This window comes from Paraburkholderia phymatum (genome assembly GCF_040965635.1).
Classification (GTDB): Bacteria; Pseudomonadota; Gammaproteobacteria; order Burkholderiales; family Burkholderiaceae; genus Paraburkholderia; species Paraburkholderia phymatum_B.
Genome location: NZ_JBFRCH010000005.1, coordinates 232,276 through 258,633 on the forward strand (window position 1 = coordinate 232,276; position 26,358 = coordinate 258,633).

At 63.9% G+C, this 26,358-nt stretch carries 21 protein-coding genes; 19 read left to right on the forward strand and 2 right to left on the reverse strand.

Annotation, left to right across the window (positions count from 1 at the left end):
* Positions 1 to 67: 67 nt before the first annotated feature.
* The 16 genes from rlmN to AB4Y32_RS12845 all read left to right on the forward strand — a co-directional run bounded on the left by rlmN (position 68) and on the right by AB4Y32_RS12845 (position 19,226).
* Positions 68 to 1,216 carry a 23S rRNA (adenine(2503)-C(2))-methyltransferase RlmN gene (gene rlmN / locus AB4Y32_RS12770; RefSeq protein WP_368721684.1) on the forward strand — a complete coding sequence of 383 codons (1,149 nt, stop codon included), beginning with the start codon at positions 68 to 70 and terminating at the stop codon, positions 1,214 to 1,216.
* Between the two features lie 210 nt (positions 1,217 to 1,426).
* Positions 1,427 to 2,536, forward strand: coding sequence for a helix-turn-helix domain-containing protein (locus AB4Y32_RS12775; protein WP_368721685.1), 1,110 nt, complete (start codon positions 1,427 to 1,429; stop codon positions 2,534 to 2,536).
* A 124-nt stretch (positions 2,537 to 2,660) separates the two neighbouring features.
* The gene (gene ispG, locus AB4Y32_RS12780; RefSeq protein WP_368721686.1) at positions 2,661 to 3,974 is read left to right on the forward strand and encodes a flavodoxin-dependent (E)-4-hydroxy-3-methylbut-2-enyl-diphosphate synthase; all 1,314 of its coding nucleotides are present in this window, start codon (positions 2,661 to 2,663) and stop codon (positions 3,972 to 3,974) included.
* Positions 3,975 to 4,006: 32 nt separating this feature from the next.
* On the forward strand, positions 4,007 to 5,347 hold the full coding sequence (hisS, locus tag AB4Y32_RS12785) for a histidine--tRNA ligase (protein ID WP_368721687.1): 1,341 nt from the start codon (positions 4,007 to 4,009) through the stop codon (positions 5,345 to 5,347).
* Between the two features lie 88 nt (positions 5,348 to 5,435).
* Positions 5,436 to 6,065 (forward strand): tetratricopeptide repeat protein, encoded by a 630-nt coding sequence (locus tag AB4Y32_RS12790; RefSeq protein ID WP_368721688.1) that lies wholly within the window; start codon positions 5,436 to 5,438, stop codon positions 6,063 to 6,065.
* 68 nt (positions 6,066 to 6,133) lie between these two features.
* Entirely contained in the window at positions 6,134 to 7,279 is a 1,146-nt protein-coding gene (gene bamB, locus AB4Y32_RS12795) for an outer membrane protein assembly factor BamB (protein WP_152757563.1), read from the forward strand.
* 517 nt (positions 7,280 to 7,796) lie between these two features.
* Complete coding sequence (gene der / locus AB4Y32_RS12800) at positions 7,797 to 9,134, forward strand: ribosome biogenesis GTPase Der (RefSeq protein WP_368721689.1); 1,338 nt, start codon at positions 7,797 to 7,799, stop codon at positions 9,132 to 9,134.
* Between the two features lie 165 nt (positions 9,135 to 9,299).
* Complete coding sequence (gene hfq / locus AB4Y32_RS12805; protein ID WP_007580427.1) at positions 9,300 to 9,536, forward strand: RNA chaperone Hfq; 237 nt, start codon at positions 9,300 to 9,302, stop codon at positions 9,534 to 9,536.
* Positions 9,537 to 9,609: 73 nt separating this feature from the next.
* The gene (gene hflX, locus AB4Y32_RS12810) at positions 9,610 to 10,839 is read left to right on the forward strand and encodes a GTPase HflX (RefSeq protein WP_368721836.1); all 1,230 of its coding nucleotides are present in this window, start codon (positions 9,610 to 9,612) and stop codon (positions 10,837 to 10,839) included.
* A gap of 30 nt (positions 10,840 to 10,869) precedes the next feature.
* Positions 10,870 to 12,285 carry an FtsH protease activity modulator HflK gene (hflK, locus tag AB4Y32_RS12815; protein WP_368721690.1) on the forward strand — a complete coding sequence of 472 codons (1,416 nt, stop codon included), beginning with the start codon at positions 10,870 to 10,872 and terminating at the stop codon, positions 12,283 to 12,285.
* An 11-nt stretch (positions 12,286 to 12,296) separates the two neighbouring features.
* Entirely contained in the window at positions 12,297 to 13,217 is a 921-nt protein-coding gene (gene hflC / locus AB4Y32_RS12820) for a protease modulator HflC (RefSeq protein WP_368721691.1), read from the forward strand.
* Positions 13,218 to 13,260: 43 nt separating this feature from the next.
* A complete protein-coding gene (locus AB4Y32_RS12825; RefSeq protein ID WP_087735440.1) occupies positions 13,261 to 13,452 on the forward strand; it encodes a DUF2065 domain-containing protein in 192 nt (63 codons plus the stop codon).
* Positions 13,453 to 13,731: 279 nt separating this feature from the next.
* Positions 13,732 to 14,883, forward strand: a complete 1,152-nt coding sequence (locus AB4Y32_RS12830) for an ATP phosphoribosyltransferase regulatory subunit (protein WP_368721692.1) — start codon at positions 13,732 to 13,734, stop codon at positions 14,881 to 14,883.
* Positions 14,884 to 15,107: 224 nt separating this feature from the next.
* Positions 15,108 to 16,454, forward strand: a complete 1,347-nt coding sequence (locus AB4Y32_RS12835) for an adenylosuccinate synthase (protein WP_368721693.1) — start codon at positions 15,108 to 15,110, stop codon at positions 16,452 to 16,454.
* A gap of 3 nt (positions 16,455 to 16,457) precedes the next feature.
* A complete protein-coding gene (locus AB4Y32_RS12840) occupies positions 16,458 to 17,042 on the forward strand; it encodes a phosphoribosyltransferase (RefSeq protein WP_087735437.1) in 585 nt (194 codons plus the stop codon).
* Between the two features lie 297 nt (positions 17,043 to 17,339).
* The gene (locus AB4Y32_RS12845) at positions 17,340 to 19,226 is read left to right on the forward strand and encodes a potassium transporter Kup (protein ID WP_368721694.1); all 1,887 of its coding nucleotides are present in this window, start codon (positions 17,340 to 17,342) and stop codon (positions 19,224 to 19,226) included.
* Between the two features lie 176 nt (positions 19,227 to 19,402).
* Here AB4Y32_RS12845 and AB4Y32_RS12850 read toward each other — a convergent pair whose 3' ends face one another.
* Positions 19,403 to 21,739, reverse strand: coding sequence for a Tex family protein (locus tag AB4Y32_RS12850; protein WP_368721695.1), 2,337 nt, complete (start codon positions 21,737 to 21,739; stop codon positions 19,403 to 19,405).
* 162 nt (positions 21,740 to 21,901) lie between these two features.
* Here AB4Y32_RS12850 and AB4Y32_RS12855 point away from each other — a divergent pair, with 162 nt between their 5' ends.
* The 3 genes from AB4Y32_RS12855 to AB4Y32_RS12865 all read left to right on the forward strand — a co-directional run bounded on the left by AB4Y32_RS12855 (position 21,902) and on the right by AB4Y32_RS12865 (position 25,596).
* Positions 21,902 to 22,933, forward strand: a complete 1,032-nt coding sequence (locus AB4Y32_RS12855; RefSeq protein WP_368721696.1) for a colicin transporter — start codon at positions 21,902 to 21,904, stop codon at positions 22,931 to 22,933.
* A 116-nt stretch (positions 22,934 to 23,049) separates the two neighbouring features.
* Positions 23,050 to 23,268, forward strand: a complete 219-nt coding sequence (locus AB4Y32_RS12860; protein ID WP_087735434.1) for a DUF465 domain-containing protein — start codon at positions 23,050 to 23,052, stop codon at positions 23,266 to 23,268.
* A gap of 69 nt (positions 23,269 to 23,337) precedes the next feature.
* Complete coding sequence (locus AB4Y32_RS12865; RefSeq protein WP_368721697.1) at positions 23,338 to 25,596, forward strand: ATP-dependent DNA helicase; 2,259 nt, start codon at positions 23,338 to 23,340, stop codon at positions 25,594 to 25,596.
* A 279-nt stretch (positions 25,597 to 25,875) separates the two neighbouring features.
* Here the strand turns inward: AB4Y32_RS12865 and AB4Y32_RS12870 are convergent, their stop codons facing one another.
* Positions 25,876 to 26,148, reverse strand: coding sequence for a hypothetical protein (locus tag AB4Y32_RS12870; protein WP_368721698.1), 273 nt, complete (start codon positions 26,146 to 26,148; stop codon positions 25,876 to 25,878).
* Positions 26,149 to 26,358 lie beyond the last annotated feature (210 nt).

Consider the following 26,358-nt stretch of genomic DNA (forward strand, 5'->3'; position numbering starts at 1 on the left):
GAGCGGTATCCGTGTTCATGCAGCTTGTTGCATGAACGCAGTCTCGCACTGAATGGCAGGATTCGATATGACGAGCAGTCCAACCGTCAACCTTCTCGATCTCGACGCCGCAGGCCTTGTCGCGTATTGCGACAGCCTCGGCGAAAAGCCGTTTCGCGCCAAGCAATTGCAGCGCTGGATTCACCAGTACAACGCTGCCGACTTCGACGGGATGACCGATCTCGCGAAGTCGCTGCGCGAAAAGCTGAAGGGCCGTGCATCGATCACGATGCCCGGCATCGTCAGCGACCATATTTCCGCCGACGGCACGCGCAAGTGGCTCGTCGACGTCGGCAACGGCAATGCCGTCGAAACCGTCTTCATCCCGGAAGAGACGCGGGGCACGCTGTGCGTGTCGTCGCAAGCGGGGTGCGCGGTCAACTGCCGGTTCTGTTCGACCGGCAAGCAAGGGTTCTCACGCAATCTCACCACGGGTGAAATCATCGGCCAGCTTCGCATGGCCGAATTTGCGCTGCGTGCGTCGCTCGGCGAGGCCGGCGGCCGCGCGACGGGCGGTGAGGGCAAGGGCGAGCGTGTCGTCACGAACGTCGTGATGATGGGCATGGGCGAACCGCTGCTCAACTACGACGCCGTCGTGCCGGCGATGCGCCTGATGCTCGACGACAACGCATACGGCCTGTCGCGCCGGCGCGTCACGTTGTCCACCTCGGGCGTGGTGCCGATGATGGACAGGCTCGGCGCCGATTTGCCCGTGGCGCTCGCCGTCTCGCTGCACGCGCCGAATGACGCGTTGCGCGACATGCTCGTGCCGCTCAACAAAAAACATCCGCTGCGCGAGCTGATGGCCGCGTGTCAGCGGTATCTGAAGGTCGCGCCGCGCGATTTCATCACGTTCGAGTACTGCATGCTCGACGGGGTGAACGACAGCGAGGCGCATGCGCGCGAGTTGCTGGCCGTTACGCGTGACGTGCCGTGCAAGTTCAACCTGATTCCGTTCAATCCGTTTCCGGAATCGGGTTTGTTGCGCTCGAAGAACGAGCAGATCAAACGGTTCGCGCAGGTGTTGATCGACGCAGGGGTCGTCACGACAGTGCGCAAAACTCGCGGCGATGACATCGACGCCGCCTGCGGCCAGCTGGCCGGCGCGGTCAAGGACCGCACGCGCCTTGCGCAGCGCACGGGGAAAGCGAAAGTCATCGAAGTTCGCGCGGTGTAAGGCTCGTGACAGGCGAATCGGTCGAGATGTTAGCCAGCCGGCATATCTGGCTTGGGCCTGATCGCGCGGAGTGAAAAGAAAGTTTGCAAAAGCGATCGGAAGCGGCACGCACAGCCGCGCATTTTGTTATAAACGGTCTGCGAAACCGGACGAAGCCAAGCGCCGCCGGTTCGCACGAGTGAAAAAAGAATCGACGCGAAAGGATTTGGGATGAGTGAGCCGCAGCACCCGCAACCGCACGACGTGGATACGCATTCGGGTCGCCCGCTGTCGGCGGCACCGGCAGCAGTGCAGCCGACAGCGCCGGGCGGGTTCGATTCGCTGGCTGCCGTCGGGGCAAGGCTCGCGCAGTTGCGCGAATCGAAGGGCATGTCGGTAGAGGATGTGTCGGCGCGTCTGAAGGTCGCGCCGGGCAAACTGCGGGGACTCGAAACGGGCGATCTCAGCCAGTTCCCGGATACCACGTTCGCGCTCGGTGTCGTGCGCAGCTACGCGAAGGTCGTCGGCGCCGATCCTGCCCCGATGACCCAGGCGCTGCGCCGCGAAAAAGGCGTACCTGAGCCGGCGCTGACGATGCCGGCGTCCGCGGGCACGGACTTGCCGCGCGGGAAGGTATCGTTGTCGCTGGGCGGCGGCGCGCCGCGCCGCCGTTCATGGATCTGGGGCGTGGCGCTCGCGATTGTCGTGCTGATCGCGTTGGCCATGTGGCATACGAACAATGGCGAGTCGACCGCGTGGCTCGCGCGGCTCAAGGGAATCGCGGGCGTCCCTGCGACGACCGACAAGGCGTCGGCGGTTGCGGGCGAGTCTGCCAGTGGCGCAGCCGCGACGGGCGAGACGGCTGCATCGCAGACACAGACGGATACGCAGGCGGCCGCAGCCGATGGCGCGTCGGCCACGCCGATGCCCGCGCCGTTGCCGATGACAGGCGCCGCGTCGGCTTCGACGGCTGCATCGGCCGGGTCGGCGTCCACGCCGGCTGCCGCCGCGCCAAAAGCGGCGAGTGCCGCGCCCGCAGTCGCGGCTGCCGCGTCGGCGTCCGCTGCGAGCGAGCCCGCAGTCGCGGCGGCGGGTTCGTCGACGGTCGCGCTGGCCGTCAGGCAGGACAGCTGGTTCAGCGTGCGTCAGAAGGACGGCAAGGAAATGTTCTCTGGCCTCGTGCACGCGGGCGAGACGAAAGAGGTAAGCGGGTTGCCGCCGCTCAAGGTGACGGTCGGCAACAAGGCGGGTCTGGAGTCGATCACGCTGGATGGCCAGCCGGTCGACCCGGCCAAATATGCGTCGGCGAAGGGCAATGTGGCACGCTTCGCGTTGCCCTGACGCAGCTCAATCGTGTGCGTCGCGGCTTATGGGGTCGCGACGCTTTTTCAATTCACGCGTCGCATTCAGCAATTGGCCGGGACGTTTTCCGGGCCACGAGCGGGCGGCGTAAGCGGGTTTATCGATGCACTCCGATCAAGTGAAGTCCAGCAGTCAGATTGTTTCGAACGTGCCGGTGTTCGGCGGTCACGCACCGCGTCGTCGCTCGCATGCCGTCGACGTCCGTTGGGGCGGCCAGCTCGTGACGATCGGCGGCGACGCGCCCGTGCGCGTGCAGTCGATGACGAACACGGATACGGCTGACGCGATCGGCACCGCCATCCAGGTGAAGGAACTGGCGCAGGCGGGTTCGGAGCTCGTGCGCATAACCGTGAACACGCCGGAAGCGGCGGCGGCCGTGCCCGCGATTCGTGAGCAGCTCGACCGCATGGGCGTGACGGTGCCGCTCGTCGGCGATTTTCACTACAACGGTCATCTGCTGCTGCGCGACTATCCGGGCTGCGCGGAATCGCTGTCGAAGTACCGGATCAACCCGGGCAACGTCGGCCAGGGCGCAAAGCGCGACACGCAGTTCGCGCAGATGATCGAAGCCGCCGCGAAGTACGACAAGCCGGTGCGCATCGGCGTGAACTGGGGCAGCCTCGATCAGGATCTGCTCGCGAAGATGATGGACGAGAACGCCGCGCGCGCCGAGCCCTGGGAAGCGCAAAGCGTGATGTACGAGGCGCTGATCCAGTCGGCGATCGGTTCGGCGGAACGCGCCATCGAGCTCGGTCTCGGCCGCGACAAGATCATCCTGTCGTGCAAGGTGAGCGGCGTGCAGGACCTGATCGCCGTGTACCGGGAACTCGCGCGCCGTTGCGATTTCGCGCTGCACCTGGGTCTGACGGAAGCGGGCATGGGCTCGAAGGGCATCGTCGCGTCGACGGCGGCGCTGTCGGTGCTGCTGCAGCAGGGCATCGGCGACACGATCCGCATTTCGCTGACGCCGGAGCCGGGCGCATCGCGAACGGGCGAAGTGATCGTCGGCCAGGAAATCCTGCAGACGATGGGTCTGCGCTCGTTCACGCCGATGGTCATCGCGTGCCCGGGCTGCGGCCGCACGACGAGCACGCTGTTCCAGGAGCTGGCGTCGCAGATCCAGACGTATCTGCGCACGCAGATGCCCGTTTGGCGCGGCACGTATCCGGGCGTCGAGAAGATGCACGTCGCCGTGATGGGTTGCATCGTCAACGGTCCGGGCGAATCGAAGCACGCGAACATCGGCATCAGCCTGCCTGGCTCGGGTGAGAATCCGGCCGCGCCTGTCTTTATCGACGGCGTGAAGGTCAAGACGCTGCGCGGCGAAAACATCGCGCAAGAATTCCAGCAGATCGTGAGCGATTACGTCGAGCGCAGTTATGGTCCCAATGCGGTCCGCGCCGAAGCGACGAACTGATTCGCTCCACCCAATTCGTCAACCGAAGACAGATGACTGAACAGAAGAAACGGCTTGAAAAGTTGTCCGGCGTGAAGGGCATGAATGACATCCTTCCGCAGGACGCCGGCTTGTGGGAATTTTTCGAAACGACGGTCAAGTCGATGCTGCGTTCGTATGGATACCAGAATATCCGCACGCCGATCGTCGAGCACACGCAGCTCTTCACGCGCGGCATCGGCGAAGTGACCGATATCGTCGAGAAGGAGATGTACAGCTTCACCGACGCGCTGAACGGCGAGAACCTGACGATGCGTCCGGAGAACACGGCCGCCGTCGTGCGCGCGTCGATCGAGCACAACATGCTGTACGACGGCCCGAAGCGCCTCTGGTACATCGGGCCGATGTTCCGCCACGAGCGTCCGCAGCGCGGCCGTTATCGCCAGTTCCATCAGGTGGGCGTCGAGGCGCTCGGCTTCGCCGGCCCCGATGCGGACGCCGAAATCATCCTGATGTGCCAGCGCCTGTGGGACGACCTCGGCCTGACGGGCATCAAGCTCGAAATCAACTCGCTGGGTCTCGCCGAAGAGCGCGCGAAGCATCGCGTCGAGCTTATCGCGTATCTCGAGAAGCACGTGGACGCGCTCGACGACGACGCACAGCGCCGCCTGTACACGAACCCGCTGCGCGTGCTGGACACGAAGAATCCGGCCATGCAGGAAGTCGCGCAGAACGCGCCGAAGCTGATCGACTTTCTCGGCGAGGAATCGCGTGCGCACTTCGAAGGACTGCAGCGCCTTCTCAAGGCGAACAACATTCCGTTCACGATCAACCCGCGTCTGGTGCGCGGCCTCGATTACTACAATCTGACCGTGTTCGAATGGGTCACGGACAAGCTCGGCGCGCAAGGCACGGTCGCGGCGGGCGGCCGTTACGATCCGCTGATCGAGCAACTGGGTGGCAAGCCGACGGCCGCGTGCGGCTGGGCGATGGGCGTCGAGCGCATTCTCGAGCTGCTGAAGGAAGAAAATCTGGTGCCCGAAGCGGAAGGCTGCGATGTGTACGTCGCGCATCAGGGCGAGGCGGCTCGCGAGCAGGCGTTCATCGTCGCCGAGCGTCTACGCGACACGGGGCTCGACGTGATTCTGCATTGCAGTCCTGACGGTCAGGCAGCGAGCTTCAAGTCTCAGATGAAGCGCGCCGATGCGAGCGGCGCCGCATTCGCGGTGATCCTCGGCGAAGACGAGATCGCGAACGGCGCGGCAGGCGTCAAGGCGCTGCGCGACACGGTGCAAAGCGGCGCGAAGAGCGAGCAGCAAACGGTGCCGCTAGAAAACTTGACCGAACATCTAATCAATGCGATGGTTGCGTCCACCGAAGACGGCGACGACTGATCGCGGCGCCGCGCATCATCGTTAAACGGGCCGCACACGCTGCGGCCCCAATCAGACAAAGCACCAGGAAAGAGGAAATCGCGTCGCGATGAGTTACCACGACGAACAGGAATCGATTGAGAGCGTGAAAGCATGGTGGGCGCAATGGGGTAACGCGACCACGTGGATCGTGCTGGTAGCGCTCGTGGCCGCAGCGGGCTGGAACGGCTGGAATTACTGGCAGCGCCACCAGGCGGCGGAAGCGGCCGTGCTGTACGACCAGGTCCAGCAAGCGGCAGCGGGCACCGACAAGGCGATCATTATGCGCGTCGCCACGGACATGGAAGACAAGTTCGGCGGCACCGCGTATGCGCAGATGACGGCGCTCACGGCCGCGAAGGCACTGTACGCAGCGGGCGACGAACCGGGCGCGAAGGCGCAACTCCAATGGGCCGTCGATCACGCGAAGGACGACGAATTCAAGCAGATCGCCAAGCTGCGTCTCGCGTCGCTTTTGCTCGACGAAAAGGCCTATGACGCCGGTCTTGCGTTGCTTGGCGAGCCGCAATCGGCCGCGTTCAAGGGCGTGGTCGCCGACCGCCGCGGCGATCTGCTCGCCGCCGAAGGCAAGCGCGACGACGCGCGCGCCGCGTATAAGCTCGCGCTCGACGCGCTGTCGAAGAACGATGCGTCCGCCCGTCAGCTGATCCAGTTCAAGCTCGACGCGCTGGGCGGCTGAGCGTTGCTGGCTGTTGCAGCGTCTGCCGTTTCCTTTTGATCACTAGAACCTACATGCTTCGCTCACCGATGAATCTGCTGAAACGTTACGCCGTGCCCGTTGCCTGTGCGATGACCGTGCTTGCTCTGACGGCCTGCTCATCGTCGAAAGACGAGCGCCGCGTGCCCACGCCGCTCACCGAGTTCAAGCCCGTGCTCGATGTCCAGCAGACGTGGACGGCTAGCGTCGGCAAGGCCGGGCGCTATATGTTCTCGCCCGTTGCCGTAGGCGATGCGGTGTATGCGGCGGGCGCGAACGGCTCCGTCGCGAAGATCGACGCGAAGACGGGCAAGGACGTCTGGCGCACGAAGCTCGACGGCGACCTGTCGGCGGGCGTCGGCACGGACGGCACGCTCACGGCTGTCGGCGGCCTGAAGGGCGAAGTGTTCGTGCTCGACCAGAACGGCAAGCTGTCGTGGAAAGGCACGGCGCCGGGCGAAATCCTGTCGCCGCCGCTCGTCGGCAACGGCCTCGTCGTCGTGCGCACCGTTGACGGCCAGATCACCGCGTTCAATGCGCAAACAGGCGAGCAGAAGTGGAACTATCGCAATCGCGCGGTGCCGCTCAATCTGCGCGTGTCGTCGGGCATGACGTTCGCGGGCGACGCGGCTGTGCTGGCCGGCTTTCCGGGCGGCCAGTTCGCGGCGATCAACCTGCAGACGGGCGACGCTTACTGGACGACGCCTGTGTCGTATCCGAAGGGCGTGACGGAAGTCGAACGCATCAATGACGTGACGGGCCCGCCGACGCTGGTCGGCGCCGAAACCTGCGCGGTGACGTTCCAAGGGCAGCTCGGCTGCTTCGACGCGAACTCGGGCCGCGCGCTGTGGGAAAAAGCATTCTCGAGCACGAGCGGCCTCGCACAGGATGACCGTGTGGTGGTGGCGGGCGATGACTGGGCGATCGTCTCGGCGTTCGACGCTACGACGGGCCAGCAGTTGTGGCGCAACGACCAGTTGAAGAGCCGCGACGTCAGCGTGCCGCTGCTGCTCGGCCATGCCGCCGTGGTGGGCGACTACAAGGGCTTCGTGCACTTCCTGTCGCGTGACGACGGCACATTCGTCGCTCGCGCGAAGACAGATGGCAGCGCGATCACGGCTGCGCCCGTGCTGGCCGGCGATACGCTGGTCGTCCAGACGCATGACGGCGACCTGTACGGTTTCCGTCCGCGTTAAAGGCGTTGGGCTGTGCGGCGCGTTTGATTCCCAGCGCGTCGCGCGGTGACATGCGGGCCGGCTTTGCCGGCCGCATGCATTTTGTTGGTGCCAATGGTCGTATGGGTCGTCGATAGCGCCTGAGGATTCGGCGAATGGTCGCTGCCCAGAGTTCTGTCGGACGGGGCCAGGCGGACCGCCTTCGATGCCGTCAAAATTCGAGATCGTCAGTCGGGCTGCGCGGGCGATCGTTCAATGTGCGTTGTGCTGCCGTCGTTGGTGAACGATTACAACGAGGCGGCGGCGCAATCGCTGCGTCGTGCATCCGACGCAATGCGTACCGAGCCTTGTGCTCAGCGCTCGACGCAGCCACCCAGGCAGCCAACCTGAAATCCGTTCGTATGCGCAAGCTCCGCGCGTCCGAAACGGGTCAAATTCGTGATAATTTTCGTCAAACGCAGCCGTGCAACGGCCGCATGGCGTTGCCAGTGCGGAAGGTCGGGTTTTCGACGCCGCGCTTCACTGTGAACAACATCTGATGAAACCCGTTATTGCCCTCGTCGGGCGCCCCAATGTGGGGAAATCCACGCTGTTCAACCGGCTCACGCGTTCGCGCGATGCGCTCGTCGCCGATCTGCCGGGCCTCACGCGCGACCGTCACTATGGCGAAGGGCGCGTCGGCGACCGGCCCTATCTCGTCGTCGATACGGGCGGCTTCGAACCCGTCGCGAAGGACGGCATTCTGCACGAGATGGCGCGCCAGACGCGCCAGGCCGTCGAAGAGTCGGACATCGTCGTCTTCATCGTCGATGGCCGCAACGGTCTTGCGCCGCAGGACAAGTCGATCGCCGACTATCTGCGCAAGACGGGCCGGCCGATTTACCTGGTCGTCAACAAGTCCGAGGGGATGCGCTATTCGGCCGTGGCCGCCGACTTCTACGAACTCGGCCTCGGCGACCCGCGCGCGATTTCCGCTGCGCACGGCGACGGCGTCGCGGAGATGATCAACGAGGCGCTCGACGCTGCGTACGCCGACCACCCGGAAGAGAGCGACGAAGAGAAGCAGGCGCACGGCATCAAGATCGCGATCGTCGGGCGGCCGAACGTCGGCAAATCGACGCTCGTGAACACGCTGATCGGCGAAGACCGCGTGATCGCGTTCGACATGCCCGGCACGACGCGCGATTCGATCTACGTCGACTTCGAGCGCCAAGGCAAAAAATACACGCTGATCGACACGGCCGGCCTGCGCAAGCGCGGCAAGGTGTTCGAGGCGATCGAGAAGTTCTCGGTCGTGAAAACGCTGCAATCGATCTCCGACGCCAACGTCGTGATCCTTCTGCTCGACGCGCGCCAGGATATTTCGGAGCAGGACGCGCATATCGCGGGCTTCGTCGTCGAGCAGGGGCGCGCGCTCGTGGTCGGCGTGAACAAGTGGGACGGGCTCGATCCGCATGTGCGTGAGCGCACGAAAAACGATCTTCAGCGCAAGCTAAAATTCCTCGAGTTCGCGAAGTTCCATTTCATTTCCGCAGCCGAAAAGACGGGAATCGGCCCGCTGATGCGCTCTGTCGACGACGCGTACAAGGCCGCGATGTCCAAGCTGCCTACGCCGAAGCTCACGCGCGCGCTGATCGAAGCCGTCGAGTTCCAGCAGCCGCGCCGCCGCGGCCCCGTGCGTCCGAAACTGCGCTACGCGCACCAGGGGGGACAGAATCCGCCGATCATCGTGATCCACGGCAACGCACTCGATGCCGTCACCGACACGTATAAGCGCTACCTCGAAAACCGCTTCCGGGAAACTTTCGCGCTGACGGGCACTCCATTGCGAATAGAGTTCCGATCGTCGACGAACCCCTACGCGGACAAGGGCTGAAACGCGCCGGCGACCGGGCCCGAACCCGCATGTAGACTGGCTCCTGGCCGAATGGCCAGGCGAAGCGCTGGTCAATAAAAATCGGCTATAGTGTAGCGATTGACGGCGGATTTCTTTTTCTTCGCCGGCAATTAAGTCAACCTGCAAAAAAATACGGAGTTTGCTATGAGCAACAAAGGGCAATTGTTACAAGACCCGTTTTTGAACGCACTGCGTAAAGAGCACGTGCCGGTCTCGATCTATCTCGTCAACGGCATCAAGCTTCAAGGGAACATTGAATCGTTCGACCAGTACGTCGTGTTGCTCCGGAATACGGTGACCCAGATGGTGTACAAGCACGCAATCTCGACCGTCGTGCCTGCCCGTCCTGTGAATTTCCACCCTGATTCCGAATCATCCTAACCTCTCGTCGCGGCCGGTCGAGCGTCGTCGGCTGGCGACACTGACCGGCCGCTTCATTTTGACATCCACCAATTTGATCAACGCAGCGCTTGTCGGCATCGACTTCGGCAAAATCGATTTCGAAGCCAGTCTCGAAGAACTCAGTCTGCTCGCGCAAAGTGCGGGCGCCCATCCTGCCGTCACCCTCACCGGACGCCGGTCGAGCCCCGATGCCGCCATGTTCGTCGGCAGTGGCAAAGCCGAGGAATTGCGCGTCGCGTGCGAGGCGAACGACATCGAAATCGTCATCTTCAATCACGCACTCGCGCCGGCTCAACAGCGCAATCTGGAGCGTGCGCTTAACAGGCGCGTCGTCGACCGCACGAGCCTCATTCTCGACATCTTCGCGCAACGCGCGCGCAGCCACGAAGGCAAGCTGCAGGTCGAGCTCGCGCAGCTGCAATATCTCGCGACGCGGCTGATTCGCGCGTGGACTCACCTGGAACGGCAAAAGGGCGGTATCGGCCTGCGCGGCCCCGGTGAAACGCAGCTCGAAACCGACCGCCGGCTGATCGGCGATCGGATCAAGATGCTCAAGGGGCGGCTCGAAAAGCTGCGTCGCCAGCACGGCACGCAGCGCCGCGCGCGCGCCCGCAACCAGACGATGTCGGTGTCGCTCGTCGGCTATACGAATGCGGGCAAGTCCACGCTGTTCAATGCGCTGACGAAAGCGCAAGCGTATGCCGCCGACCAGTTGTTCGCGACGCTCGATACGACTTCGCGCCGCGTTTATCTCGGCGAGGAAGCGGGGCAGATCGTCGTATCGGACACCGTAGGATTTATCCGCGAGCTGCCTCACCAACTGGTAGCGGCATTTCGAGCGACGCTCGAAGAAACCATTCACGCCGACCTGCTGCTGCATGTTGTGGATGCATCGAGTGCGGTGCGGCTCGATCAGATCGACCAGGTCAACGACGTCTTGCGCGAGATCGGCGCGGACACGATCCGGCAGGTGCTCGTGTTCAACAAAATCGACGCTGTGCCGGAACTGGCGGCCCGAGGCGACGCGGTCGAGCGGGACGAGTATGGTAATATTTCGCGCGTCTTTTTGAGCGCACGCACGGGGCAAGGGCTGGACACGCTGCGCGCTGCCATCGCCGAAATCGCAACGGCCGAACATCTTTCGGAATCTGGCAGTCTACTGTCGAAGGGAGACCCGAGAGCGGCGGCATTTCAACAAGATCAGCGCGATGATGCGGGCGAAGACCACCGCGAAGACCGCAAGATCCCAGACACGGGCATGGACCCGTTTCAATTGCATTGACCCGCTGTCTACTCTGGTGAACGAACACAGGTGAACGATTACAACGAGCGGAGTATCTGGCTGCGTCTGCGCGCCATCTTGTCGCTGAACGACCCGCGGTGGGGCCGGGGCGATAGCAATGGCGACCGCCAGCGTCTGAACGATTCGAAGCGTCCGCCCAACGGCAAGGAAAGCGAAGGCCCGCCCGATCTGGACGAAATGTGGCGCGACTTCAACCGTCGCCTGTCACGCATGTTCGGCCGCAAGGGCGGAGGCGGCGACCGTCGACCCGACAACGGACGCGGCGCGCGCATCGGCGTCGGCATCATCATCGGTGTGTTGATCGCGATCTATCTCGGCAGCGGCGTGTTCGTCGTGCAGGACGGCCAGGAGGCTGTGGTGCTGCGCTTCGGCCAGTTGCGCGGCACGGCTGCGCAGGGCGTGCACTGGCGTCTGCCTTATCCGTTCGAATCGCATGAAGTCGTCAATGTCGGCCAGGTGCGTTCCGTCGAAATCGGTCGCAACAACGTCGTGCGTCTCGCGAACGTGAAGGACGCGTCGATGCTCACGCACGACACGGATATCGTCGATGTGCGCTTTGCCGTTCAATACCAGATTCGCAAGCCGACCGACTACCTGTTTCGCAGCGCCGACCCCGACCTCAGCGTGATGCAGGCGGCGCAGGCGGCCGTGCGCCGGATCGTCGGCTCGCGCAGCACGAACGACATCCTCTCTCAGGACCGCGAAGCCATCCGCGCGCAACTGACGGAAGCGATCCAGCATTCCCTGGATGAATACCGCACGGGTCTCGCCGTCACGGGCGTGACGATCCAGGGCGTGCAGGCACCCGACCAGGTGCAGGCTGCATTCGACGACGCCGCGAAGGCGCATCAGGACCGCGAGCGGGCGAAGCGCGATGCGCAAGCCTATGCGAGCGATCTGCTGCCGCGCGCGCAGGCGGAAGCCACGCGCATGATCGACGAAGCGAAGACCTACAGCGACCGTGTGGTCGCGCAGGCGCAAGGCGATGCCGAGCGCTTCAAGGAAGTGTACGCACAGTACTCGAAGGCGCCCGCCGTGATCCGCGAGCGCATGTACCTCGAAACGATGCAGCAGATCTATTCGAATACGACGAAGGTGTTTGTCGACAGCAAGTCGGGCAGCAACGTGCTGTATCTGCCGCTCGACAAGCTGGTCGAACAGACGCGCCAGCGCGCGGCCGAAGCGGCTGCGGCCGCTGCGGCTGGCCCGGCATCGGGCGCCCAGGCCGCGCCGTCGGCAGTCAATGCACCGGGCGCGTCGAATCCGTCGAACGCGCAGCCGGCAACCCAGGGTGGCAACCCGCCCACCATCGTCACGCCGCCCGCCGCGCCCGTGAGCAGCGCAAGCCAGGCCGCGGCCGCGAGCGACGCATTCCGTTCGCGCGATTCGTTCCGCAGCCGCGGGCGCGAAGACGATCTGCAATAAGGAGCGCGAACATGAACAAAATTGTTGCGCTCGTCGTAGCCATTGTGATCGTGCTGTTCGCGGCATCGTCGATGGTGTTCGTCGTCGATCAGCGGCACATGGCCGTCGTCTCCGCGCGCGGCGATGCCGCGCCGACGCTTGCCGGTCCCGGCTTGCACGTGAAGTTGCCGCCGCCGTTGCAGACGGTGACGTCGGTGGATACGCGCATCCAGTCGCTCGATTCGCCCGAGGAGGACCACTACGCGACGTCCGACAAGACGGAAGTGCTCGTGAATCCCGTCGTGAAGTTCCGTGTGTCCGATCCCGTGAAGCTGATCGCGGAAACCAAGGGCGACTTGCAGAGCCTGCCTGATCGTCTTGCGCTGCTCACGCGCGGCGCACTCGGCGACACATTCGCGAAGTACTCGCTGCCCGACGCGCTCGCGAAGCAGGACGCGATCGCAACCGAGGCGCGCGACGGCATGCAGAAGGGCGCGGCGTCGCTGGGCGTGGATGTCGTCGACGTGCAGCTTACGCGCATCGATTTCCCCGCTGCGATGGCGGACACGGTCTACAAGCGGATGATCGCTGCGCGCGAAGAGGCGGCCAGCAAGGAGCGCGCGCAAGGCGCGGCGGAAGCTGATCAGATCAAGGCGGATGCCGGCCATCAGCAGCAGGCGATCCTCGCCGACGCATACAAGCAGGCGCAGTCGATCAAGGGCGACGGCGATGGCAAGGCCGCGTCGATTGCCGCAGACGCATTCAGCCGCGACCCGCAGTTCTATCAGTTCTACCAAAGCATGCAGGCCTACAAGAACAGCTTCAAGCCGGGTGACGTGATGGTCGTCGACTCGAGCAGCGAGTTCTTCCGCTTCATGCGCAGCCCGGACGGCGCAGCCGCCGCTGCTCAACCGACTTCCGGCGCGTCGACGGGCGCGCACAACAAACACTGATTACGGGAGCGCCGCGGCATACGCATCGCGGCGGCCGCATCGCATGGACATAGCCGGCTCGTTTTTGCTCGCGATCGCACTGATGCTGATCATCGAGGGGATGTTCCCGTTCGTATTTCCGAGCGCCTGGCGCGACACGTTTCGTAAAATAGCGGAGCGCCCGCCGCACCATATCAGGATCGGCGGACTGATCGTCATGGTGCTCGGGCTGTTGCTGCTGATGGTCGCGACATGACGAAGGGTCCATGCGGCTTCGGACGGTGCTCATGAGGCGCGGTTCGTACTCGAGCTTCACGCATTGAGTTTGCGGCATCGCGCGCCGTTGTCCGTTTCGATCGCGCGCTGAGCGCCGTGGCGCCTCCGGGCAGCATCGATCGGCCAGCTATTCGCCGCCTCTGGCCAAAAGCAGCGCGCAACGCCGGCACGAAGTTTCGTGTCCACATGCCCCGCGCGCCATTCATATTTCCAACGGCGTTTGCCATGACGCCGGATTCACCGTCGTAGGACCGTATCGATGTCGACCTGGTTACTTCCCGAGAACATTGCCGACGTGCTGCCGTCGGAGGCACGCAAGATCGAAGAACTGCGCCGCCGGCTGCTCGACCGTTTTCGCGCATACGGCTACGAGATGGTCATGCCGCCGCTGCTCGAATACCTGGAGTCGCTGCTGACAGGCGGCGGCAGCGATCTGAACCTGCGAACCTTCAAGCTCGTCGATCAGCTGTCGGGCCGCACATTGGGCTTGCGCGCCGACATCACGCCGCAGGTCGCGCGCATCGATGCGCACCTGCTGAACCGCCAGGGCGTGACGCGGCTGTGCTATGCGGGCAACGTGCTGCACACGCGTCCGCGCGGCCTGCACGCGACACGCGAGCAGATCCAGATCGGCGCTGAAATTTACGGGCATGCGGGCCTCGAAGCGGATCTGGAGATCCAGCAACTGATGCTCGATGCGCTGCATCTCGCGGGCCTCGGCAGGGTGCGTCTCGATCTGTGTCACGCGGCCGTGCTCGCCGCGCTGATCGACAACGAGCCGGCTGCCGCGTCGCTCGGGGAATCGCTGTTCGAAGCGCTCGCGGGCAAGGACGTGCCGCTGCTGAACGAACTGACGGCGAATCTCACGCCCGTCACGCGCGACGCGCTGCGCGCGCTGCCCACGCTCTACGGCGACGCGTCCGTGCTCGAGGAGGCGCGCGCGCGACTGCCTAACGCGCCGGAAATCTCGCGCGCGCTCGACGATCTCGCGTTCCTCGCGCAACAGGTCGGTGGCGCGGAAGTGATGATCGATCTCGCCGATCTCCGTGGCTATGCGTACCACAGTGGCGTGATGTTCTCGGCGTATGTCGACGGGGTGCCGAATGCCGTCGCGCGCGGCGGCCGTTATGACAAGGTCGGTCAGTCGTATGGCCGCGCCCGCGCGGCAACGGGCTTTTCGCTGGACCTGCGCGAAGTCGCGCGCATTTCGCCCATCGAGGCGCGCAGCAGCGCGATTCTCGCGCCGTGGCAACACGACGACGCGCTGCGCACGAGCGTTGCCGCGCTGCGCGATGCGGGCGAGGTGGTGATCCAGGCGCTGCCGGGCCACGATCATGCGCTCGACGAATTCGCGTGCGACCGCGTGCTGGTCGAGCGCAACGGCCAGTGGGTCGTCGAAGCGAAGCCTTGAGTGTCGTGCTCAATGTCGTGATTACGCACTGCGTCATATGAAACGTGACGCCGCAACCATCGGGATGTGTGTCGCCGCGAGCCGCGCGTGACAGCGCCGAAGCGCGTCGCCGCATCCCATGCCTTTGAGCCGAAACGGAAAAATCCCGCTATCAGTCGGTGAAAAAATCGGGAACCGTCGTCGAACATAGGTAAAATACGTTTTTAACCAGCTTAAGAATCAACATGTCTGCCAGCGCAGTGAATGTGAACCCTGGGCGCAATGTGGTCGTCGTGGGTACCCAGTGGGGTGATGAGGGCAAGGGCAAGATCGTTGACTGGCTGACGGACCACGCGCAAGGCGTCGTTCGTTTCCAGGGCGGTCACAACGCCGGACATACGCTCATCATCGGCGGCAAGAAAACCATCTTGCGTCTGATTCCGTCGGGCATCATGCGCCCGGGCGTCGCCTGCTACATCGGCAATGGCGTCGTGTTGTCGCCGGAGGCGCTCTTCAAGGAAATCGAAGAGCTGGAGTCCGCCGGCGTCGACGTCCAGAAGCGTCTCTTCATTTCCGAAGCCACCACGCTGATCCTGCCGTATCACGTTGCCATCGACCAGGCCCGCGAAGCACGCAGCGGCGCCGGCAAGATCGGCACGACGGGTCGCGGCATCGGCCCGGCATATGAGGACAAGGTCGCGCGCCGCGGTCTGCGCGTGCAGGACCTGTTCGAGCCGAAGGCATTCGCTGAACGTCTGCGCGCGAATCTCGACTTCCACAATTTCGTGCTCACGCAATACCTCGGCGCGCCTGCTGTCGATTATCAGCAGACGCTCGACATGATGCTCGGCTACGCCGACCGTCTGAGGCCGATGGTCACGGACGTCTCCCGCCGTCTGTACGACGAGAACCACGCCGGCCACAACCTGCTGTTCGAAGGTGCGCAAGGCACGCTGCTCGATATCGACCACGGCACGTATCCGTTCGTCACGTCGAGCAACTGCGTCGCGGGCGCGGCCACGTCGGGCGCGGGCATCGGTCCGCAGAAGCTGGACTACATCCTCGGCATTACGAAGGCGTACTGCACGCGCGTCGGTTCGGGCCCGTTCCCGAGCGAGCTGTACGACGCGGACAACGCAAGCCGCCAGGAAGAAGTCGGCCTGACGCTCGCGAAGGTCGGCAAGGAATTCGGCTCGGTCACGGGCCGTCCGCGCCGCACCGGCTGGCTCGACGCCGCCGCGCTGCGCCGCTCGATCCAGATCAACGGCGTGTCGGGCCTGTGCATGACGAAGCTGGACGTGCTCGACGGCCTCGATGAAGTGAAGCTGTGCGTCGGCTACACGGTCGACGGCAAGGATGCCGACATCCTGCCGCGCGGCGCATATGAAGTGTCGCGCTGCGAGCCCGTCTACGAGACGTTCGGCGGCTGGAAGGAAAGCACCGTCGGTATCAAGGAATGGGACAAGCTGCCCGCGAATGCCCAGGCGTATCTGGCGCGCGTGCAGGAAGTGGCGGGCGTGCCGATCGACATGGTGTCGACGGGCCCGGACCGCGACGAAACCATCCTTCTCCGTCACCCGTTCAAGGCTTGATACATGACGCAGGGTGTACCGATGATTGCGATGAAAGACCCACGCAACGATGACCGCAATCTGTGGGTCGGCTGGGACGAATATCACCGGCTGATCGAAATGCTCGCGCTGAACGTGCACGAATCCGGCTGGAAGTTCGACAAGATCCTGTGCCTCGCGCGCGGCGGCCTGCGTGTCGGCGACCAGCTCTCGCGCATCTATGATCTGCCGCTAGCCATTCTCGCGACCAGTTCGTATCGCGAAGCGGCGGGCACGGAGCAGGGCGAACTCGACATCGCGCAATACATCACGATGACGCGCGGCGAACTGTCGGGCAACGTGTTGCTCGTCGACGATCTGGTCGACTCGGGCGTGACGCTCGCGCGCGTACAGCAGCATCTGAAGGAGCGTTATCCCGCCATTACGTCGGTGCGTTCGGCCGTGCTGTGGTGGAAGGCGTGCTCGAAGGTGAAGCCGGACTATCACGTCCAGTATCTCGCGACGAACCCGTGGATCCATCAGCCGTTCGAGGAGTGGGATACGGTGCGTCCGCACAACCTCGGCGCGTGGATCAAGCGTGGCCAGGAGCGTTCGTCGGACGCAAGCTAGTCAGCCTCGTGAACGACGTCGCGCATCGATGCGGCGGTCGGCAGCGAATCGAGCGGAGCCCTTTGTGGCTCCGTTTTTTTCGTCTGAAATCCGGGCGAAGGCGTGGCGGGAAGATTTAACAATCACGTGATTGACATGCGCCAATGCCCGGCCCGAGCGGGAGCGCGATGCTACACTGCTCTCACGAAGCGTTGCTACGTGGCGTTTGCACAACGGGTCGAATGGTGGGCTTTGACGCCCATATTCTTTAGAATAGCGTTCGTTTTTGCCGCTCAGGAACGGATTCTTTTCGCGTTTATGACAAACAATCATCACGTCCCGAAGCAGCCGTTGCCATCGCTTGCAGTCGCTGCGATCGGCGTGGTTTTCGGAGACATCGGCACTAGCCCGCTGTACTCGCTGAAAGAAGCCTTCAGCCCCTCCCACGGCATTCCTCTTACCGACGGTTCCATTCTCGGCGTCATTTCGCTGTTGTTCTGGGCGATCATCGTGGTCGTGAGCATCAAGTATGTGATGTTCGTGATGCGCGCGGACAATAACGGCGAAGGTGGCGTGCTCGCGCTGATGGCGCTGTCGCTGCGCTCGTTCGACGCGAAGAGCAAGGCGGCCGGCCTGCTGATGATGCTCGGCATCTTCGGCGCGTGCATGTTCTACGGCGATGCGGTGATCACACCGGCCATTTCGGTGATGTCGGCCGTCGAAGGTCTGGAGATCGCCGCGCCGAAGCTCACGCATCTGGTGCTGCCGCTGACGATGGTGATCCTGATGCTGCTGTTCTGGATCCAGCGCCACGGCACGGCGATGGTAGGCCGGCTGTTCGGCCCCATCATGGTGATCTGGTTTCTCACGCTGGCCGTGCTCGGGCTGTCGCATATCGTGCAGTCGCCCGAGGTCATCAAGGCGCTCAATCCGTATTACGCGGTCTCGTTCATGGCAGCGCACGTGCTGCAGGCATACGTGGTGCTCGGCTCGGTCGTGCTGGTGCTGACGGGTGCCGAAGCGCTTTACGCCGATATGGGCCACTTCGGCGCGAAGCCGATTCGTTGCGCGTGGTACGCGCTCGTGATGCCGTCGCTGGTGCTGAACTACTTCGGCCAGGGCGCGCTTCTGATGCACGACCCGAAGGCTATCGAAAATCCGTTCTATCTGCTCGCGCCGGAGTGGGCGCTGCTGCCGCTCGTCGTGCTGTCGACGGTCGCGACCGTCATTGCATCGCAAGCGGTGATCTCGGGCGCGTATTCGCTGACGAGCCAGGCGATCCAGCTCGGCTACGTGCCGCGCATGAAGATCCTGCACACGTCCGAGCTGGCGATCGGGCAGATCTATGTGCCCGTCGTCAACTGGATGCTGCTCTTCATCATTCTGTGCATCGTCGTCGCGTTCAAGAGTTCGGATAACCTGGCCGCTGCGTACGGTATCGCCGTGACAGCGACGATGGTGATCACGACGGTCCTCGCGAGCGTCGTGATGGTGAAAGTGTGGAACTGGAACAAGGGCATCGTGGCACTGATCATCGGCGCACTGATGGTCGTCGACCTCGGCTTCTTCGGCGCGAACCTGCTGAAGGTCGCGGAGGGCGGGTGGCTGCCGCTTTGCATCGGCGCGCTACTGTTCTTCCTGCTGATGACCTGGTTCAAGGGCCGCATGATCGTGAAGGAGCGCACGGCCGCCGACGGCATTCCGCTGATGCCTTTCGTGCAGGGTCTGCTTGCGCATCCGCCGCATCGGGTGTCGGGCACGGCGATCTATCTGACGGGCAGCGCGACGCTGGTTCCCGTTAGCCTGCTGCACAACCTCAAGCACAACAAGGTGCTGCACGAGCGCACGATTTTTCTGACGTTCATCACGCGCGATATTCCCTACGTCGACGACAAGGACCGGCTGACCGTCAAGGACGTGGGCGGCGGCCTGTTCCTCGTGAAGGCCGCGTATGGCTTCAACGAAACGCCCGATGTGAAGGCGGTGCTCGAACAGATCAGCGTGACGCACGACATGTCGTTCGAACTGATGGACACGTCGTTCTTCCTTGCGCGCGAAACGGTGGTGCCGACGCAATTGCCGGGCATGTCGGTGTGGCGCGAGCGCGTGTTCGCGTGGATGCATCAGAACGCCGCGAAGCCGACGGATTTCTTTAGCATTCCGGCGAATCGCGTCGTGGAGCTGGGGACGAAGATCGAGATTTGATCGGGCCAGCGCGTCCCGCGTCAGACGGGGCGCCTTGATCGGTAAAGACAAAGGCCCACGCATTTTCATGCGTGGGCCTTTTGTTTTGCTTGTTCCGCGCGGTGGCTTCGAGGCGATCGGCGGCAGCGAGAGATATGATGCCGCCGACCTGTCGAACAGGCGCTTCGAAAGCGCGCTTAACGCTTCAGCTTTGCAAACGCCGCCGCCATCGCGTTGACAGGCTCGGGTTCGCGCGAGCGTTGTTGCGGACGTCCGCCGCCTGCACGACCTCCCATCCCGGCGCGCTCCTGCTGGCTGCCTGCGCGTGCGGCTGAAGCCGGCGAGAAGTCGTCGTCGAGACGCATCGTCAGCGAAATGCGCTGGCGCTTCACGTCGACTTCCAGCACCTTCACTTTGACGATTTGCCCCGCCTTCACGACTTCGTGCGGGTCCTTGATGAACTTCGTCGACATCGCCGACACGTGCACGAGACCGTCCTGATGCACGCCGATATCGATGAACGCGCCGAACGCGGCCACGTTCGTCACGACGCCTTCCAGCACCATGCCGGGCGACAGGTCCGAAATCTTCTCGACGCCTTCGCGGAATGTCGCCGTCTTGAACTCGGGGCGCGGGTCGCGGCCGGGTTTTTCGAGTTCGGAGAGAATGTCGCGCACGGTCGGCAGACCGAAGCGATCGTCGACGAATTCGGTGGGCGACAGTTTGCCGAGCGCGTCGCGATTGCCGAGCACTTCGCCGATGCTCTTGCTGATTTTCGCAAGCATCCGCTGCACGACGGGATACGCTTCCGGGTGCACCGACGAGCGGTCGAGCGGGTTCTCGCCGCCGTTGATGCGCAGAAAGCCCGCTGCCTGCTCGAACGTTTTGTCGCCGAGACGCGGCACCTTGCGCAGATGGTCGCGCGTCGGGAAGGGGCCGTTCGCGTCGCGGTAATCGACGATGTTGCGCGCGAGCGTCGCGTTCAGTCCGGACACGCGGGCGAGCAGCGCGACGGATGCCGTGTTCGCATCCACGCCCACCGCGTTCACGCAGTCCTCAACGACGGCATCGAGCGAGCGCGCGAGTTCGCGCTGGTTCACGTCGTGCTGATACTGGCCGACACCGATCGCCTTCGGCTCGATCTTCACGAGTTCGGCGAGCGGGTCCTGCAGACGGCGCGCGATCGACACGGCGCCGCGCAGCGACACGTCCAGTTCCGGGAATTCCTTCGCCGCCAGTTCCGACGCCGAGTAGACGGAAGCGCCCGCTTCCGATACGACGATCTTCTGCAGCTTCAGCTCAGGATGGCGCGAGATCAGTTCGCTCGCGAGCTTGTCCGTCTCGCGAGATGCCGTGCCGTTGCCGATGCTGATCAGTTCCCCCTGCGTCTGCGCGGCGATGCGCGCGAGCTTCGCGAGCGAGCCGTCCCAGTCGCGGCGCGGCTCGTGCGGGTAGATCGTATCGGTGGCGAGCAGCTTGCCCGTGCGATCGACGACGGCGACCTTCACGCCCGTGCGCAGGCCCGGGTCGAGGCCGATCACGGCCTTAGGGCCCGCCGGCGCGGCGAGCAGCAGATCCTTCAGGTTGCGCGCGAACACGCGGATCGCTTCGCTTTCGGCTTCCTCGCGCAGATTCGTCAGCAGTTCGTTTTCGATGTGCGGCTGCACCTTCACGCGCCAGCACCAGCGGCACACGTCCGAGAGCCATTTGTCGGCGGGACGGCCCTGATTCGCGATGCCGAAGTGGCGCGCGATCATCGCTTCGCCCGGATGAGGCACCTGCGCGTCGAGCTCTTCGCCCAGGCCGAGCTTGATCATCAGGACGCTTGCATTGCGGCCGCGGAACAGCGCGAGCGCGCGGTGCGACGGCACGGTGCGAATCGTTTCCGAATAGTCGTAGTAGTCGCGGAATTTCTCGCCTTCTTCGCCTTCCTTGCCTTCGACCACCGTCGACACCAGCACGCCCTGGTTGAACAGATAGTCGCGCAGCTTGCCGAGCACTTCAGCCGTTTCGCCGAACTGCTCCGAGAGAATGTCGCGTGCGCCGTCGAGCGCGGCCTTCACATCGGCGACGCCTTTCTCGGCATCGACGTATTGCGCGGCTTCCGTCTGCGGATCGAGCAGCGGGTTTGCGAGCAGCGCGTCGGCGAGCGGCTGCAGGCCGGCCTCGCGGGCGATCTGCGCGCGCGTGCGCCGCTTCGGCTTGTACGGCAGATAGAGGTCTTCGAGCACCTGCTTGCTGTCCGCGCTTTCGATCGCGGCGCGCAGCTCGTCCGTCAGCTTGCCCTGTTCGTCGATGCTCGCGATGATCGCGGCGCGGCGGTCTTCCAGTTCGCGCAGATACAGCAGTCGTTCTTCGAGCGTGCGCAGTTGCGTGTCGTCGAGATTGCCGGTGACCTCCTTCCGGTACCGGGCGATGAACGGAACGGTCGCTCCTTCATCGAGTAGTCCCACCGCGGCCGCGACCTGGCGCGGCTGGACGGTCAGTTCTTCGGCAATGCGCTGTACGATCTTGAGTGCTACGGTGTCCGTCATAGGGTCTTGATATTCCTGCCGGATTCGACTGGTGGCCCACCTGCGCGCAGGCGAGGCGGCCGGATTGCTGAAAGGTCGCTAAAGCTCGTGAAAGCTTGCTGGAGCGGGGCATTTTGCCATAAATGACCGAGCGCTCAACCGTGGGGTGATAGAATTTCAGGCATGTTCCGTTGCCCATCTACGACGTTGCCGACCTCCCGCATTTCGCCCGGATCTCCACGCCGATCTCCGCTCGCATCGCCCGTCTTCGGGCCGCGGATTGCACCCGTTGCCTTCGGGTTTGCCGCTATCGCCCGTCGTATCGCGGTTGCGGCGTCGCTTGCATTTGCCGTCGCTACGCCGGCGTTCGCGCAGCAGACTTCTGGGGCGGCACCGATGGTCGTTGCGGCTTCGGATGCCGCTGCCGATGCCGGGTTGCCCGGCGGTGCATCGGGCGTGCCGGCGAAGCGTATGGATGCAGGCTCGCAAGCTCCCGCAGCGAACGACTTCGACACGCGGCAAAAAGCGCTCGATGACCGCACGGCAGAGAACAACTACCGTTACGCCGTTGCACAGCACAACTGCTATAGCAAGTTTTTCGTCAATCACTGCCTGAACTCGGCGCGTGACGACATGCGCGTCGTCGCTGCCGACATCCGCAAGGAACAGCTCGCGCTCGACGACGAAAAGCGCGTCGAGCACGCGCGTCAACGCGACGACCAGGCGGCCGTCAAGCGCGCGCAAAACGAAGCCGACGCGCCCGCGCGTGCCGCGCAGGACGCGCGCAACGCGCAGGCTTACGACGAGAAGCAGCGCCAGCATCAGTTGAATCGGGCGCAGCGCGAAGCGGAAGCGCCGCAGCGTGCCGCGAACGAGAAGGCTTATCAGCAGAAGCAGCAACAGCACGCGATCGATCAGGCGCAGCGGGGCATCTCGCCGTCGCAGGCGGCGGCGAACCAGAAGGCCTATGACGCGAAGCAGGCCGACTTCCAGCGCAAGCTCGACGAGGCGCATCAGCAGGCCGCGCAGAAGGCGCAGGAGCGTGCGGAGAAGCAGCAGCGCTTCGAGCAGAAGCAGAGCGAAGCCACGCAGCACAAAGCCGACGTCGAGGCGCGCCAGAAGCAGGCCGCCGAGAAGGCGCGGCAGAAGCAGGAAGAGCAGGCGAAGCAGCAACAGCAACTCGACCAGCAACAGAAGCAGCAACCGCAGCAGTGAGCAACAAGTAGTCAGCAACGAGCACCATCAGCCGTAACGCGTTTCAGGCCGGACAGCAACCTCGAGCGGAGCGACTGCACGACGCGGCCTTCGCCATTTCGAAAGAGGAGGCGAGCATGCGCGACCATCATCGCGTCATCAACTCGGACACACTGCGCGACCGCATTCTGCAACTCGAATCGGAGCACAGCGGACTTGACCGGTTGATCGACAGGATGTCCGAGGAACCCGGCATCGACGACCTTGAGATACAGCGACTGAAAAAGCGCAAACTCAAGGTCAAGGACACCATCATCTTGCTGCAATTGCAGCTTGAACCGGAAGCGCGCAGCTGACAGAGCGGCCAGGCCGGCGCCGGCCGCGTTCAGTTCGTCGCGCGCCCGACTTTGCAGGAAACGCTTGCCTTGAATTCACCGCTTCAATCTTCTTCGCGCGCGGCGCCCGCCGACGACGCGCCCGCACGCGACGAGCGCGCCGCGAAACCCGCATCGGGCGGCGGCGCGCTGGTCGCGTCGCTGAGTCACAAGCACTCGTCCGAACTCGCTGATATCTTCGCCGCCGACGGGCTGCTCGCCCGCCAGATCGACGGCTACCGGCCACGCGCGTCGCAGATCGAGATGTCACGCGCCGTTGCGGCCGCAATGGAAGCGTCGGGCCGCGCGATGCCCGAGCCCGCGATGTTCGAAGCGCAGAAGCGCCCGGCGCGGCGGCTGCAGCAGCCGGCATCCGCTTCAGCGGCAGCTTCGGACGATGCCGCGCCGACGGACGCCAATGTGGACGGCGGCGAGAACACGCTGATCGTCGAGGCCGGGACGGGCACGGGCAAGACCTATGCGTATCTCGTCCCCGCGATGCTGTGGGGCGGCAAGGTCATCGTCTCGACGGGCACGAAACACCTCCAGGACCAGCTCTATCAGCGCGACATTCCGACCGTGCGCGATGCGCTCGCGGTGCCCGTCACCGTCGCGATGCTGAAGGGGCGCGCGAACTATCTGTGCCATTACTATCTGCAACGCACGGCGGACAACGGACGTCTGCCGTCGCGGCAAGAAACGTCGTATCTGCAGGACATCATCCGCTTTGCGAAGATCACGCGCACGGGCGACAAGGCCGATCTCGCGAGCGTGCCGGAGACGGCGGCTGTGTGGTCGACGGTGACGTCGACGCGCGACAACTGCCTCGGCCAGGAATGTCCGCATTACAAGGACTGCTTCGTGATGCAGGCGCGCCGAGAGGCGCAGCAGGCCGATGTCGTCGTCGTCAATCACCATCTCTTTTTCGCCGACATCATGTTGCGCGACACGGGCATGGCCGAACTGCTGCCGACGGCGAACACGGTCATCTTCGACGAAGCGCATCAATTGCCTGAAACTGCGACGCTCTTTTTCGGTGAAACGCTCTCGACCACGCAGTTCCTCGAACTCGCGCGCGACTCGGTCGCCGAAGGTCTCGGCCATGCGCGCGATGCCGTCGACTGGGTGAAGCTCGGCGCGGCGCTCGAGCGCTCGGCGCGCGATGTGCGGCTCGCGTTCAAGGAAGATTCGGTGCGTCTGTCGATCGGACAACTGCCCGACGATCATCCGCTATTCCCCGCGCTCGAAGCCGTCGAAACTGAGCTGGATGCGCTCGCCAGCGCGCTGGCGGGGCAATCGGAGCGTGCCGAGTCGCTTGGGGCGCTGTTGCGTCGCGCGCGCGAGTTGCAGGACGTGCTGGCGGGTTGGACCACGCCGCCGACCGCGACGGAGCGCGATGCGGCGTCCGGTTCAGCGTCGCAGGCGAACGATGCGAATGATCCGAACGAGAAGGTTCGCTGGATCGAAGTCTTCTCGCATACCGTGCAACTGCATGAGACGCCGCTGTCAGTCGCGCCGATCTTCGCGAAGCAGCGGGCGGGCGTGCCGCGCGCGTGGGTCTTCACGTCGGCGACCCTTTCCGTGCGCGGCGACTTCACGCACTATGCGGCGCAGATGGGCTTGAACGCCCGTCGCTCGATGACGCTGCCCAGTCCGTTCGACTACGGCACGCAGGGCCTGCTGTACGTGCCGCGCAACCTGCCGCAGCCGTCGTCGCCGATGTTCACCGATGCCGTGTTCGACGCCGCGTTGCCCGCGATTGAAGCGTCGGGTGGCGGCGTGTTCATGCTGTGCACCACGCTGCGTGCCGTCGATCGCATCGCGTCGAAGCTGCGCGACGTGATCGAATCGCGTGGCTGGAATATGCCGCTGCTCGTACAGGGCGATGCGAGTCGCACGGAACTGCTCGACCGTTTCCGTTCGTATGGCAATGCGATTCTCGTGGGCAGCCAGAGCTTCTGGGAAGGCGTCGATGTGCGCGGCGATGCGCTGTCGCTCGTCATCATCGACAAGCTGCCGTTCGCGCCGCCTGACGACCCTGTGTTATCCGCGCGGCTCGATGCGTTGACGAAGAAGGGCTTGAGTCCGTTTGCGGTTCATCAGCTGCCGCAGGCCGTCATTACGCTCAAGCAGGGCGCGGGGCGTCTGATTCGCTCGGAGACCGATCGCGGTGTGCTGATGATCTGCGACACGCGTCTCGTCGACAAACCGTATGGACGCCGTATATGGCAAAGCCTGCCGCCCTTCAAGCGTACGCGGGAACTCGACGTGGTGCGGGAATTCTTCGAAGAGAACGCGCAAGCTCAGTGAAGCGCGAGACGCTCGTCGCATCGATACGCGATGTTGCCGATGCAACGGGCACGTAATCGCGATGAAGGCAATTCGGCGTCGCCGTTTGAATTCATTCGAAAGTCAAATACAAGTCGAAATGCATCGAATACATGCAGACCGAATAATATCGATATAAAAGACCGCGCATAAAACAAAACGCCACGGACTGAAATCCGTGGCGTTTTGTTTTTCCGCCCGGGAAGCCCTGTGGACCTCCCGTTGCAGTTTTCGCCCTGAGGGCGAACCCTGTGCTACAGCTTACTGGCTTGCGCCCGAAGCCGGAGCAGCTGCCGATGCAGCACCTTCCGAAGCAGCAGCGCCTTCCGAAGCAGCAGCAGCCGGTGCCGATGCGGGGGCTTCGCTCGCAGCAGCAGCGCCCGAAGCAGCAGCGCCCGTATCCGAAGCAGCAGCAGCCGGTGCCGAAGCAGCAGCAGCGTCGCTAGCCGGGGCAGCCGCCTGGTCGCTGCTCTTGTTGCATGCAGCCAGTGCCACAGCTGCCAACAGGGATGCTACGAGGAGGGATTTCTTCATGATCACGTCCTTTTATGGTTAAAGGTAAGCAACAGCGCAAAATAATACCGGTAATGTGCTCCAACACCGACCTGGGCCGCTGGTGGAGACCGCACTTCATGAGCGTGAATCTTCCCTACGGCTTGGGCGGAAATTATATGCACTTTCGTATCGACCGTCGACAAATCCGGGGCCAATACGTTGTCTTTCTCAGACAATTTTTCGCTATAC